At 69.8% G+C, this 245-nt stretch carries 1 protein-coding gene; it reads left to right on the top strand.

Annotation, left to right across the window (positions count from 1 at the left end; translation table 11 throughout):
• Positions 1-245: right-handed parallel beta-helix repeat-containing protein (locus OH705_RS28340; protein ID WP_416383614.1), on the top strand; the 245-nt coding region annotated here is incomplete at both ends.

Genomic DNA, 245 nt, shown 5'->3' with positions numbered 1-245 from the left:
ATCGACAAGCCCCTGACCCTGGAAGGCCCGCCCGACCGCGCCGCCGTCATCGCAGGTACGCGCCAAGGGCGCACGCTGTGGATCAAGGCCGAGGACGTGACGCTGCGCAACCTGACCATCACCCGCTCCGGACTGAGCCTGTCGGAGATGGACGCCGGCGTGTTCCTGGACCGCGGCGCGCACCGCGCCCGCATCGAGCACAACGACATCCTCGACAACCTGGTGGGCGTGCACGTGTGGGGACC

Origin of the sequence: Pseudomonas sp. BJa3 (assembly GCF_026343815.1) — a bacterium.
Classification (GTDB): domain Bacteria; phylum Pseudomonadota; class Gammaproteobacteria; order Pseudomonadales; family Pseudomonadaceae; genus Aquipseudomonas; species Aquipseudomonas soli.
The sequence above is the reverse complement of the archived record's forward strand: the minus strand, read 5'-3'. Positions and strand labels throughout refer to the sequence as shown.